This window comes from Ilumatobacter sp. (genome assembly GCF_041688325.1).
GTDB lineage: Bacteria > Actinomycetota > Acidimicrobiia > Acidimicrobiales > Ilumatobacteraceae > Ilumatobacter_A.
Genome location: NZ_JBDNIJ010000020.1, coordinates 1 through 12,282 on the forward strand (window position 1 = coordinate 1; position 12,282 = coordinate 12,282).

General features: G+C 62.1%; 11 protein-coding genes. 6 read left to right on the plus strand and 5 right to left on the minus strand.

From position 1 onward, the window contains the following. Positions 1-695 (plus strand): enoyl-CoA hydratase-related protein (locus ACH2EI_RS01425; RefSeq protein ID WP_395158916.1); only part of this gene is annotated, 695 nt, incomplete at its 5' end. Positions 696-735: 40 nt separating this feature from the next. Here ACH2EI_RS01425 and ACH2EI_RS01430 read toward each other — a convergent pair. Beyond that, positions 736-1,203: a VOC family protein gene (locus ACH2EI_RS01430; RefSeq protein ID WP_395153301.1), complete on the minus strand. Its 468-nt coding sequence runs from the start codon at positions 1,201-1,203 to the stop codon at positions 736-738. Positions 1,204-1,469: 266 nt separating this feature from the next. Between ACH2EI_RS01430 and ACH2EI_RS01435 the strand changes: the two genes are divergently transcribed. The 5 genes from ACH2EI_RS01435 to ACH2EI_RS01455 all read left to right on the plus strand — a co-directional run bounded on the left by ACH2EI_RS01435 (position 1,470) and on the right by ACH2EI_RS01455 (position 6,846). Further along, positions 1,470-3,089 (plus strand): ABC1 kinase family protein, encoded by a 1,620-nt coding sequence (locus tag ACH2EI_RS01435; protein WP_395153300.1) that lies wholly within the window; start codon positions 1,470-1,472, stop codon positions 3,087-3,089. Between the two features lie 61 nt (positions 3,090-3,150). Continuing rightward, on the plus strand, positions 3,151-3,834 hold the full coding sequence (nucS, locus tag ACH2EI_RS01440) for an endonuclease NucS (protein WP_395153299.1): 684 nt from the start codon (positions 3,151-3,153) through the stop codon (positions 3,832-3,834). A 323-nt stretch (positions 3,835-4,157) separates the two neighbouring features. Then, positions 4,158-5,252 (plus strand): S-(hydroxymethyl)mycothiol dehydrogenase, encoded by a 1,095-nt coding sequence (locus ACH2EI_RS01445; protein ID WP_395153298.1) that lies wholly within the window; start codon positions 4,158-4,160, stop codon positions 5,250-5,252. Next, positions 5,249-5,878: an MBL fold metallo-hydrolase gene (locus ACH2EI_RS01450; protein WP_395153297.1), complete on the plus strand. Its 630-nt coding sequence runs from the start codon at positions 5,249-5,251 to the stop codon at positions 5,876-5,878. Before ACH2EI_RS01445 ends, ACH2EI_RS01450 begins: the two co-directional genes overlap by 4 nt. Positions 5,879-5,880: 2 nt before the next feature. Then, the gene (locus ACH2EI_RS01455; RefSeq protein ID WP_395153296.1) at positions 5,881-6,846 is read left to right on the plus strand and encodes a type I phosphomannose isomerase catalytic subunit; all 966 of its coding nucleotides are present in this window, start codon (positions 5,881-5,883) and stop codon (positions 6,844-6,846) included. Positions 6,847-6,902: 56 nt separating this feature from the next. On the opposite strand, the gene ispG is transcribed toward ACH2EI_RS01455, so the two are convergent. The 4 genes from ispG to ACH2EI_RS01475 form a co-directional block, all read right to left on the minus strand. Further along, complete coding sequence (gene ispG / locus ACH2EI_RS01460) at positions 6,903-8,120, minus strand: flavodoxin-dependent (E)-4-hydroxy-3-methylbut-2-enyl-diphosphate synthase (protein WP_395153295.1); 1,218 nt, start codon at positions 8,118-8,120, stop codon at positions 6,903-6,905. A gap of 147 nt (positions 8,121-8,267) precedes the next feature. Continuing rightward, positions 8,268-9,554, minus strand: a complete 1,287-nt coding sequence (locus ACH2EI_RS01465; protein WP_395153294.1) for a M50 family metallopeptidase — start codon at positions 9,552-9,554, stop codon at positions 8,268-8,270. Beyond that, a complete protein-coding gene (gene dxr / locus ACH2EI_RS01470) occupies positions 9,551-10,708 on the minus strand; it encodes a 1-deoxy-D-xylulose-5-phosphate reductoisomerase (RefSeq protein WP_395153045.1) in 1,158 nt (385 codons plus the stop codon). Before dxr ends, ACH2EI_RS01465 begins: the two co-directional genes overlap by 4 nt. Positions 10,709-10,712: 4 nt before the next feature. After that, positions 10,713-12,278 carry a phosphatidate cytidylyltransferase gene (locus ACH2EI_RS01475; RefSeq protein WP_395153046.1) on the minus strand — a complete coding sequence of 522 codons (1,566 nt, stop codon included), beginning with the start codon at positions 12,276-12,278 and terminating at the stop codon, positions 10,713-10,715. Positions 12,279-12,282 lie beyond the last annotated feature (4 nt).

A 12,282-nucleotide genomic window follows, 5' to 3' on the forward strand; every position in this document is an offset into this window, starting at 1 on the left:
AACACCGCGCTGACCTTCGTGCGGTGGTGGTCACCGGCACGCCGCCGGCGTTCTGTGTCGGCGGCGACTCCGACGCCTTGGCGGGCCACGTCGACAAAGGCGGCTACGACACCGGGCTCCCACCCGAGCCTGCACAACCAGGGGCCGGCAAGATCCTCGACGGACGACTGGACGCCGACTTCGCTTGGCAGCTCGGGTATCGCCTTCCCATCATCGCTGCGGTCAACGGCGCGTGTGCGGGGGTCGGACTGGCCCTCGTCACCTTCTGCGATCTGCGATTTGTTTCCGCAACAGCAAAACTGACGACGGCAGCACCGAAGCTGGGCCTTCCCGCCGAGTACGGAATGAGCTGGACGCTCCCACGCCTCGTTGGAGCGACCCGCGCCAACGACCTTCTCCTGTCAGGCCGCATTGTCACCGGTGCCGAAACCGCTGACTGGGGTCTGTGGAACGGCGTCGAAGCCGACGGTGCACAGACGTTGGCCGCAGCGCAGGCATATGCACAGCTGTTGGCCGCATCGACCGGGCCGAACGCCGTTGCCGTCACCAAGCAACAGCTCACAGCCGACCTGCTCCGGCATGACCCTGCAGCGTCCGTCCGTGATTCGGTTCGCTTGCTCGATGTATCGATGGGTACTGCCGAATACGCCGAGGGTGTTGCCGCGCTACGCGAAAAACGCCCACCGAACTTCTGAGTCGCGCCGCATGAGCCCTGTTCGGCCGAAACGTCGAGCGTTAGGACGACAGCGCCTCAATGACCGCCGACGGCGCCTGAACCAACTCGATCAGGACGCCTTCGCCCGAGCGCGGCGACATATCGTTGCCCTTCGGGTGCAAGAAGCACACGTCATACCCCGACGCTCCCTTGCGAATACCGCCGGGTGTGAAACGCATGCCCTGCTCGGTCAGCCACGACACCGCTGCCTCGAGGTCGTCAATCCAGAGTCCGACGTGGTTCAGCGCCGGGTTGTGCACCTTCGGCGACTTGTCCGGGTCGATCGGTTGCATCAGGTCAATCTCAACTGCGTGCGGCCCTGAGCCGAGCCGCAGGATGTCTTCATCGACGTTCTCGGATTCGGCCACGTAGTCGCCGACCTTTTCGACGCCGAGCAAGCCAGTCCAGAGCTCGGTGAGCGCACCCTTGTCGAGCCCGCCGATAGCGATCTGCTGAATACCGAGCACGCTGAACGGTCGTATTGTCATTGCTCGATGTTGGCACCCGACGGAGGTAACCGAGCAATTTGTCGGCGGAGTTTTTCTTCTCAGCGCGTCGCGCGGGCGATAACCGGGCGCAGCACCGCACGCTTGCGAAACAGCTGCGCCGCGAAGGCGCAAAGGACGCACACTTCGGCGACAGTGAAGACGATTGCGCTCATTCTCAGTCATCGACCGCTGTGACATGTCCCTTGACTCTGATTTCTGTCAATCTCAGCGATGGCGAACGACCCAGATTCCGGCATCCTAAAGATATGTCGTCATCGTCGACCACCCCGAGCGCCCGATCCGACACCGGTTGGGGAGCGTTCAGCGAGGTCGGCCCCTGGGATATTCGCCGCGAAGACGTTCGCTGGGTGGAGCTGGCCGCCACGCTGCGGTCCCAAGCGCAAGGCGAGGTCCCTTCGCTGACCAAGCCGTCAAGGCTTCCGCCAGGCGCTCGCGTCGTCAGCGTCTCGACTCGGCTCGGTCGGGCAGTCGCACCATGGTTGATCTCGAAGAAACGCGGCAAGTTCGACACGCCTGAAGCCAGTCGCGCAGTGATTTCTCGCCGTCTACGCGAAGCTGCCGAGACGCTTGGACCGACGTACATCAAGCTCGGCCAGATCATTTCGTCGGGCGACGGCCTGTTTCCGGCCGAGCTGGTCGAAGAGTTCAAGAAGTGCCGCGACCAGGTTCCGGCCGAGCCCTTTGACGTTGTCCGCCGCACGGTCGAAGAAGATCTTGGCGCTCGGCTTGAAGACATCTTCGAATCGTTCGAAGAAACCGCACTCGCCGCCGCATCGATTGCCCAAGTCCATGTCGCCCGGTTGAAGACCGGTGAAGAAGTGGTCGTCAAGGTCCAGCGACCGACCGTGTCGGGCTACGTCCGCAAAGACCTCCGCGTGATGGCCTGGCTCGCCCCGCACCTGGTCGGCCGTATTCCGGTCGCAGCGCTCGCCAACCCGCCGTCGCTCGTCGAACTGTTCGCCGAGACGATCGTCGAAGAGCTCGACTTCCGGATGGAAGCGGCGAACATGCTCGACGTCGCCGCGATGCTGCACGATCTTGGGCAAGAGCGCTACGTCGTCCCGCGCCCGCACCCATCGCTCGTGACTCGACGGGTGCTCGTGATGGAGCGATTCCACGGCTTCAACTTCGACGACGTGGCCGGCATGCAAGATGCTGGCATCGACACCGTCGACGTGGTCCGGACGGCAATGGTCGCATTCATGGAAGGCGCTGTCGTCGAAGGCATCTTCCATGGGGACCTCCACGGCGGCAACCTGCTTGTCCTCGCAGACGGCCGAACCGCACTCCTCGACTATGGCATCGTCGGCCGACTCTCCGGTGCGCGCCGCAATGCATTCCTCCGTTTCATGCTCAGCGCAACGACCAACGACGTGAAGGGCCAAATGGCTGCGCTGCGCGACCTCGGAGCGCTCCCCATGGACACCGACCTCGACGCGGTAATCAGTGACCTCCGGCTCGACGAGGCGACGATCGATCCCACGACCCTGACCGGCGAGGAGATGGTCCACGAAGTCCAGCGGATCGTGAAAGCTCTGCTGGGCTATGGCGCCAAGCTCCCCAAGGAACTCATGCTCTACGTCAAGAATCTCGTGTTCCTCGACGGTGCAATCGCCCGCCTTGCGCCCGAACTCGACCTCATTGGCGAAGTCGCGAACATCTCGATGCTGTTCGCCACGAAGCACGGTGAACGCCTTGGTCGCGAACTCGGGATCGACCCCAGCGCCGTCGAGTTCGACATGGACGGTGTCAAGAAGAGCATGGGCCTCGATTCGAGCGTCAACTCACTCACCTACAAAGAACTGCAAGAACGTCGGGCGCTGATTCAGAAACGCATGCAGGACCACGTCGTATCCGTGCGCTGAATCAGGTCGCGTCCGCCTTCGCCGCGGCCGACATGGCACCGAACCGATAGCGTCGCCTGCCGTGCGTCTGCTCATTGCTCGCTGTTCGGTCGACTACGCTGGCAAGCTCGCCGCCCATTTACCTGAGGCCAACCGTCTGATCATGGTGAAAGCTGATGGCTGCGTAGCCATTCATGCCGATGGCGGTGCCTACAAGCCGCTCAACTGGATGAACGCCCCCAACACCATCGTCGAAGAAAAAGATGACACTGCCGACGGTGGCGTGCATCGGTGGATCGTCACCAATCCGAAAAAGGAGACGTTGACGATCACACTCCACGAAGTGATGAGCGACGTCGAGGCCGAACTCGGCACCGACCCTGGCCTCCAGAAGGACGGCGTTGAGGCCCATCTCCAGGAATTACTCGCAGCCTCACCCGATGCCATCGAGGACGGTCTCAAGCTGGTGCGCCGCGAGTACCCCACCGCAATCGGGCCGATCGACCTCGTGTGCCGCGACGAATCGGACCAGGTCGTTGCCATCGAGGTGAAGCGCCGTGGGGAGATCGACGGCGTCGAGCAGCTCACGCGTTACATCGAACGCCTCAAGCTCGACTCGTCGCTCGGGGCGATCCGCGGCGTGTTCGTTGCGCAAGTCATCAAGCCGCAAGCGAAGGTTCTTGCCGAGTCACGCGGGTTCACGTGGGTCGAAGTCGACTATGACGAACTCCGCGGCATGAAGCCCGTTGACCTTCGCCTCTTCTAGTCCTTCTAGTCCTTGGTCGTTGCCAGCAAAGGCGTGAGGTAGATGCGCACCCCGTGCGTAGCTACCTCACGAAAACGGCGGTTTCTGAGAAAAGATACGCATCCGGCAGAGAGAAGCGCCCCCACCAACTCGACTCATTGGTCAGGCACGAGGTCATCTCCCACGACAACGCCCGATCGGAGCTGATCGACACCGCCGGGCGTCCTCGACTGCACCGAAGCATCAGGAAACGTTTACCTGTGCCAGCGAACTCGACCAGAGGCTCCATGTATGCGATGCCAACGTGCGTGTTCGATGACTGCGGGTGCGATACGTTCTGCGAGATGAGCCAGGAAGTACGCGGAATCATTGCAAGGGCCAAGGGCGAGCCAGTCTCGATGGAGACCATCGTCATCCCCGACCCCGGCCCGGGAGAGGCCGTCGTTGCCATTCAGGCATGCGGCGTCTGCCACACCGACCTGCACTATCGCGAAGGTGGCATCAACGACGAGTTCCCGTTTCTCCTCGGCCACGAGGCCGCAGGACTGGTCGAATCGGTCGGTGAAGGCGTGACGAACGTCGTCCCAGGCGACTACGTGATCCTCAACTGGCGCGCCGTATGCGGCAACTGCCGAGCGTGCAAGCGCGGCCAAGCGCAGTACTGCTTCGACACCCACAATGCCGCGCAAAAGATGACACTGACCGATGGCACCGAACTCTCGCCCGCGCTCGGCATCGGCGCATTCTGCGAGAAGACGCTTGTCCACTCACTGCAGTGCACCAAGGTCAACCCCGCCGCTCCCCCGGAGGCTGCTGGCCTGCTCGGCTGCGGCATCATGGCGGGCCTCGGTGCAGCCATCAACACCGGCCAGGTCACTCGTGGCCAGAGCGTGGCCGTGTTCGGTTGCGGCGGTGTCGGCGACGCCGCAATCGCTGGCGCACAGCTCGCTGGCGCGTCGACGATCATCGCCGTCGACATTGACGACACCAAGCTCGAGTGGGCGAAGGGCTTCGGTGCCACCCACGTGTGCAACTCGAAGAACACCGACCCGGTCGAGTACATCCAGTCGGTCACCGGCGGTAACGGTGCCGACGTGTGCATCGAAGCAATCGGTCACCCAGAGGTCTACAAGCAGTGCTTCGAGGCACGGGACCTCGCCGGCACGGTCGTGCTCGTTGGCGTGCCGAACCCAGAGATGACTATCGAACTCCCGTTCATCGAGATCTTCGGACGCGGCGGCTCGCTCAAGTCCTCGTGGTACGGCGACTGCCTTCCCGAGCGCGACTTCCCGATGCTCATCGACCTCTACCTGCAGGGTCGGCTCGACCTCGATGGCTTCGTGTCAGAAAAGATTGGCCTTGGCGACGTCGAAGAGGCCTTCCACAAAATGGAACGCGGCGAAGTACTGCGCTCGGTCGTGATGATCGACAGCCAATGAGCATCGAGCTGGTGACAACCGAAGGCGTCTTCGCGCTTGGCGGCGGCGAGTGGGAAGTCGAGAACAACATCTGGCTCGTCGGCGACGACAAGGAAGTGTTGATCTTCGACGCCGCCCACGACCATCAGCCCATCATCGATGCGGTGAACGGTCGCAACGTCAAGGGCATCGTGTTGACACACGGCCACAACGATCACATCAACGCCGCCGTCGCACTGCGGGACGCCGTCGATGCGCCGATCATGCTCCATGAGTTCGACCGCTTTCTCTGGGACGTCGTTTACCCCGAACACGACTTTGATGCTCCCATCGAGCCTGGCCGCGCACTGCATGTCGCTGGTCACGAACTCGCCATCCTGCACACGCCTGGCCACTCGCCCGGCTGCTGCTGCTTCCACGACGTCGCCACTGGCGCCGTCATGAGCGGTGACACGCTGTTCTGTGGTGGGCCAGGCGCCACCGGCCGCGTGTACTCCGACGAGCCGACGATATTGGCGTCGATTCGAGACGTTCTGCTCTCGCTTCCTGACCACACGATCGTCCACACCGGCCACGGCGACACGACCACCATCGGCGACGAGCGCTGCCGAGTGCTCGAACGCGTCGCCGAGTTGGGATTGAACTGACGATGCCGGTACGCGTGGTCGAGGGGGCCATCCAGCACTATGCATGGGGTGACCCAGACTTCATCCCGAAGTTGCTGGGCGTTGCTGGCCGCGGCCAGCCCTGGGCTGAGTTGTGGCTTGGGACCCACCCAAATGGCCCCACGCTGCTCGAAGACGGCAGCCCACTGTCTGACCTCACCGGCAAACTGCCCTACCTCCTCAAGGTGTTGTCAGCCCGCGAGCCATTATCACTGCAGGCCCACCCGACGACCGAGCAGGCTATTGAGGGCCATGCCCGCGGCGTCTTCGACGACGATCAAGCCAAGCCCGAACTCCTGGTCGCGCTGACCGAGTTTGAGGCGCTGTGCGGATTCCGCCCCTACGGCTCCACCATTGACTACCTCCGACGTCTCGGTGCTGATCAGTTCGCCGATTTTGTCCAAGAGCACGGCGAAGATTCGCTCGCAGATCTGTATCGAGGTGCCTTCGACGCGACCGCTACGATCACCGGCCTCGAATCGGTTGAGGACCGTCAGGCGCGATGGGCCTGGACCCTGGGCGAGAAATACGGCCACAACGATCCAAGCGTCGCCGCGACCCTGCTGCTCAACTATGTGACGTTGCAGCCTGGCCAAGCCCTCCACCTCACTGCCGGGAACCTGCATGCGTACCTACGCGGTTCGGGTATTGAGCTGATGAATGCCAGCGACAACGTCGTCCGCGGCGGGTTGACGGTCAAAGAGGTCAACGTCGATCTGTTGCTCGAAGTGGTCGATCTCGCTCCGCTACGCGAGCCGATCATGAAGGTCACCGATGGTCGGTACCCCCTACCCGAGGCCGGCGTACAGCTCATTCACCTGGCCCCCGGCGACAGCCATACCGCTGCTGGCCACGAGCTCGCAATAGCGCTCGACGGCACCACGCTCTATCTCTCCCCGGGCACACCGGTCTTCGCCGACAGTCATACCTACGTCGTCACGCCGTTATAAACCCGATCACAAACCGCCGGTATTTGCGTGCTGCCGTTCCGGATGGAAACACCCGGCTACTTCTTGCGGATCTGGACGATCTTCTCGTTGGCATTGTTGGCATCGTCGCCCTGCTCTTCGAGCAACTTGGCGCGATCCTTCTCCGCCTCACGTGCTGCCTTTTTCAAGTCGGCACGAGCAAGCGCTGCGTCGACGCCGTGCTCGTGGATGAACTCAGCCCACTCGACGAGCTGTTCGACCATTTCGTCTTCCGGCACGACTGCGACGTTCTGCCCCTTGATGAAGAGGTGGCCGCGCTTGTTCCCTGCAGCAATGCCGATGTCGGCGTCGCGTGCTTCGCCGGGCCCATTGACCACACAGCCCATCACAGCGATCTGGAGTGGCAGCTGACGGTCACCAAAGGCCTGCATGGCCTCGTTGGCTACTTTGATGACGTCAACCTCTGCTCGCCCGCATGACGGACAGGCAATGAGGTCGATGTTCTTGCGCTCACGCAGACCGAGTGCTTCGAGGAGTTGGCGACCAGCCTTTGCCTCTTCGACCGGATCGGCCGTGAGCGAGTAGCGGATCGTGTCGCCGATGCCCTCCAAGAGCAGCGTGGCGATACCGGCGGTTGCCTTGAGCAACCCGGCTGGCGGGGGGCCAGCTTCGGTGACGCCGAGGTGCAGCGGATGATCGGTCACTTCGCTGAGCGCCCGATATGCGTCGACCATCAGCGGGACGCTCGATGCCTTCACCGAGATCTTAATGAGGTCAAAGCCGACCTCTTCGAAGTAGGCCATCTCGGTCAGGGCAGATTCGACCATCGCTTCGGGCGTTGCGCCGCCGTACTTCTCGTAGAGCTTCGGATCGAGCGAACCAGCGTTGACACCGATACGAATCGGGATCTGTCGGTCTTTGGCCTCAGCAGCGACAGCCTTGATGTGCTCCGGCTTACGGATGTTGCCCGGGTTGAGGCGCAGGCCGTGGACACCTGCTTCCATCGCTGCCATCGCCATCTTGTACTGGTGGTGGATGTCGGCAATGATCGGCACCGGTGATCGGGGCACGATCTGAGCGAGCCCCTCGGCTGCTTCGATCTCGTTGCACGTACAACGCACGATGTCAGCACCCGCAGCAGCAAGCGCATAGATCTGCTGGAGCGTGCCTTCGACGTCAGCAGTCTTCGTGATCGTCATCGACTGAATCGAGATCGGTGCATCTCCACCGACCTTGACATCGCCCACCGAGATCTGACGAGTGACCTTCCGAGGAACCGAACTCACGACCTGCATGGCAACAAGCTACGCCGCTCTCGGCACCCACGAGGTGACGAGCCAGCAATCAAGCAAGACCCGAGTACTCAAACACCCGCACCTCAGCCAGCCGTGCACTCAACCCGCCGCCGAACGACCCCAGCAAACAAGACACGGGAGGCACGGTCAGAGCGGCTTGGTGATATCCAGGTACAGGCCAGCGAACATCAGCATGGCCAACACCGTCACCACCCCCATGGCGAAGGGCATGAGTCGTTCGACGTCGGCGAAGTACCGCTGTTTGCCACCGCGTACGCCTTCACGCACACGCTCGTACAGAGCAATCGCTGCATGGCCGCCATCGAGTGGCAGCAGCGGGAACATGTTGAACACACCGACGAAGACGTTGAGGACTGCGAGCAACAACAGCATGCCGGCCCAACCAGAGCTCTCGCCGACGTCGTCAGATATTGCAGCAACACCGACCAACGTGGTGGGTCGACTCGTCTGGTCGTCGTTGGATCCGGTGAGGTGCGTGATGATGTTCACCGGGTTGAGGACCTTCACGACCCCTTTGGCAGACTCCCACGAGAACGGCACGATGTCGGCAACTGCATTGCCGGCAGCGGCGGGGAGGCTGTGGTCGATTGTCTCGAAGATGCTCGAGCTCGACACGCCAATGAGAGCCCCGCCGGTGTCGTTCGAGCCGAGCGTGACCGAAATCGACTCCTCGACGCCGTTCCGAAGCACAGTGAGAGTGATCGCGTCCCCAGGATCGTTCGCGCGGATCAGCTCGCCAAATTGATTGGCACCTGTGAACGACTCGCCGTCGACCGATCGAACGATGTCGCCGGCAAGCACGCCTGCAGATTGCGCCGCGCCACCGTCGACGAGTGTTTGGACTTCGACACCATCACGAACCGTGTCTTCGCCAGCAATGGCGTAGACGCCAAAGAGCAGCGTGACGGCGATCAGCATGTGCATGAGCGAGCCAGCCGAGATGACGAGGAGGCGGCGCGGAAAGCTCTTCTGACGGTACGCCCGAGCTTCGTCACCGAGATCGACTTCGTCCATCCGGTTCATGCCGATGATCCGAACAAACGCACCAAGCGGCAGGGCCCTGACGCCGTATTCGGTCTCGCCGCGACGGAAGCTCCAGAGGCGTGGCCCAAAGAAAAGGAAGAACTGAGTGACCTTCATGCCGGTCCACTTGGCCGTGAGGTAGTGACCGAGTTCGTGGAGGAAGATCGAGATGACAACGCCGACGACAAAGACGAAGATCCAGAAGTTCGCAAAACCGAGCCAGGCAAACAGGCCAAAAACGGCAAGCATCGACAGTGCGCCCTGCACGCCTCCGGCGAGCTCGTCGGCCTCGAGGTTCTCGGTGACAGCTCCACCAGCCATGATCTCGCTGGTGAACTTCGATCGACCTGGTGCGTCGTCTTCGGTTGGTGGTGTGAGTTGATCAGTCATCGTTGTACTACCTCTTCGGCGATCCGTCGAGCATCTTGATCCGCTGCAATGACATCTTCGACGGTGTGGGGGATACCACCATCATGTCGCTCCAACACTGCTTCGCACACTTCGGCTATCTGATTCCAGCGCAAATTTCCTAAAAGAAAAGCTTCCACCGCTACTTCGTTGGCTGCACTCAGCCATGCCGGAGCGGTCCCGCCACAACGGCCCGCTGCGTAGGCCAGGTCGAGGCAGCGGAACGTCGCCCGATCTGGCGCTTCGAAGTCGAGTGAGCCGAGACTGGCCCAGTCGATCGTTCCGAACGGCGTGGCGAGGCGATTGGGGTACCCGAGCGCGTAGCCGATCGGTAGCTTCATCGTCGGCATCGACAGCTGGGCAATGGTCGATCCGTCGGTGTATTCGACCATCGAATGGATGACCGACTGCGGATGCACGACAACGTCGATCTGGTCGTACGGAGTGCCATACAGCTCGTGGGCTTCGATCACTTCGAGGCCCTTGTTCATCAACGTGCTCGAATCAATGGTGATTTTCGGACCCATCCTCCACGTCGGATGCTGCAGTGCATTCTCGACCGTCACCTCGGCAAGATCGGCCCCGCTTCGCCCCCGGAACGGCCCACCGCTTGCTGTCAGGAGCAATCTGGCGACCTCGCGGCCGGCATCGAACGACGACCGTAGGCACTGATGCAGCGCGCAGTGTTCTGAATCGACGGGGACGATCTCGGCCCCCGGAGTTGAACGCAGCGGCTGCACGACCGGGCCAGCAGCAATGAGGCTCTCTTTATTCGCCAGGCCAAGTCGTTTACCCGAGCGCAACGTCTCGGTGGTGATGAGGAGACCGGCAAAGCCAACAACGCCATTGATCACGACATCGGCATCGTCAATCAGCGCAGTGGGGTCAGCGTCGACGCGCACTCTCCCGGTCGCAGCGACCTCGGAACGAGCAACTTTGTCGTCGACCACGATCAACGGGATATCGAACTCTGCTGCTTGGGCCAGCGCAGCGTCGCCTGAACGGCCGACGCTGATTCCACTCACCACATATGAGCCGGGCTGACGCTTGTTTTCGGCGCGAATGACCTCGAGTGTCTGGGTGCCGATCGAGCCGGTTGAGCCGGCGATGGCAACGCGAACCGGCCGTTGCGTCATCTGATTAGACGCTGAACTTGGTCCACGGTTCGACGACGAGCATCAAGTAATAGACCGCAGGGAGCGCGAAGAGGAATCCGTCAAACCGGTCGAGCACGCCACCGTGGCCCTTGATGAGCGAACCGAAATCTTTGACGTCGAGGTTCCGCTTGAACATCGACTCAGTGAGGTCACCAAGTGGCGCAAAGATAGCAATGACGATGCCGAGCATCAGCAGATGGCTCGTGTCGGACCAGGTGTCGCTGAGGTCGCGGAGACCGACCATCAGCATCACCACCAGCGTCAGGATCGTGCCGCCGAGGAAACCCTCGACCGACTTGTTCGGGCTGATCCAAGAACGAAGCGGTGTTCGCCCGAAAGCGCTCCCGACGAAGTACGCACCGACATCGTTGGCAACGACGCCAACAGCCAACAGCACGATCGTGTCGGTACCGATAGTCAGATCACCAAAGAAGTTCGAATAGCGGATGATCAGCGCGGCGAACGAGCCCATGAGGCCGATCCACACCACGCCGAGCATGGTGATTGCCATGTTCGGCATTGGGCCCACTTCGATGGAATCCGAGCCGATGAAGCCGAGCGAACCAGCGAGGAATGCAAACACCAGCACCAACGGGATGAAACGTTCGCCGACCCAGTAGGCAACCAGCGGACACGCAACGCATGCAGCCACGCCGGCGGCCACTGCAGGGCGGTAGCCCTTCTCTGTGACCTTCGAAAAATACTCAATCGCGGCAAGCCCGAGAGCAACCGTGACGAAGGCGATTGCAGCGGCCGGACGCCACATCGAAGCAGCAAGGAATACTGCAGAAAGCAGAAGGCCTGTAGCCATTGCGACCGGCAGGTTGCGCTTGCCACCTCCGGGCGAACGGTTCCCCGTTGCGGGCGGACGTTGCGGCGATCCGCCGCGACGCTGCGGCAGCGGCCGCCGGGGCATGCCTGACGGGTCGGTGCCAATGGTGATGCGCGCCGGCTCGCGCGGCAAAGCCGCCGCGGCGGCAGCTGCTGGCACAACGTCGTGGAGTTCGGTTGTTTCCTGATCGAAGGCGGCTCCTGCCGGCTCTGCGATCGGCGCGTCTTCCCAGGAGATCTCTCCGGTCGGGTCAATTGGCGACGCTGCGGGGACTCTGCCCGAGGGCTTGTCGACAGAGTCACCTTCCTTCCACACCGGTGTGTCGGTGGTGAATGTCGACCAGACATCAAGGTCGTCAGTCGGGTCGGCCGGCGGTTTGGGGCGCCCGATAACAGGCACCTCACCTGTGGCATCTTCGGTCCAGTGCGGCATCGAACCCGACGGGTCGTCCATCTGTAGGCGGCCAGAACCACCAGACTCAGACTCAGGCCAATCACCGGTGCTGGCGTCCACTTCGATCGGCTCAGCGGCCGACTCTGGCTCGGTCGGCCGTTCTGGGGCAGACTGCGCGGCAACGACGGAAGTCTCAGAGGTGTCGCCGAAAAGCGGTCCTCCGAACTCTATTTCGTCGAACGCGTCCATCTCGGCTTCGAGTCGGCCCGGGCGTCGCCGATCAGCCGGTCCTTCTTCGTCAGCTCGCCAAATGTCGTCAGTCATCGTG

What these genes read in the sequence shown, in the direction of transcription:
- ACH2EI_RS01430 (WP_395153301.1), bottom strand. Translation starts at nt 1,203, where the DNA reads ATGACAATACGACCGTTCAGCGTGCTCGGTATTCAGCAGATCGCTATC.
- ACH2EI_RS01475 (WP_395153046.1), bottom strand. Translation starts at nt 12,278, where the DNA reads ATGACTGACGACATTTGGCGAGCTGACGAAGAAGGACCGGCTGATCGG.
- ACH2EI_RS01435 (WP_395153300.1), top strand. Translation starts at nt 1,470, where the DNA reads ATGTCGTCATCGTCGACCACCCCGAGCGCCCGATCCGACACCGGTTGG.
- dxr (WP_395153045.1), bottom strand. Translation starts at nt 10,708, where the DNA reads ATGACGCAACGGCCGGTTCGCGTTGCCATCGCCGGCTCAACCGGCTCG.
- ispG (WP_395153295.1), bottom strand. Translation starts at nt 8,120, where the DNA reads ATGCAGGTCGTGAGTTCGGTTCCTCGGAAGGTCACTCGTCAGATCTCG.
- ACH2EI_RS01450 (WP_395153297.1), top strand. Translation starts at nt 5,249, where the DNA reads ATGAGCATCGAGCTGGTGACAACCGAAGGCGTCTTCGCGCTTGGCGGC.
- ACH2EI_RS01455 (WP_395153296.1), top strand. Translation starts at nt 5,881, where the DNA reads ATGCCGGTACGCGTGGTCGAGGGGGCCATCCAGCACTATGCATGGGGT.
- ACH2EI_RS01465 (WP_395153294.1), bottom strand. Translation starts at nt 9,554, where the DNA reads ATGACTGATCAACTCACACCACCAACCGAAGACGACGCACCAGGTCGA.
- ACH2EI_RS01445 (WP_395153298.1), top strand. Translation starts at nt 4,158, where the DNA reads ATGAGCCAGGAAGTACGCGGAATCATTGCAAGGGCCAAGGGCGAGCCA.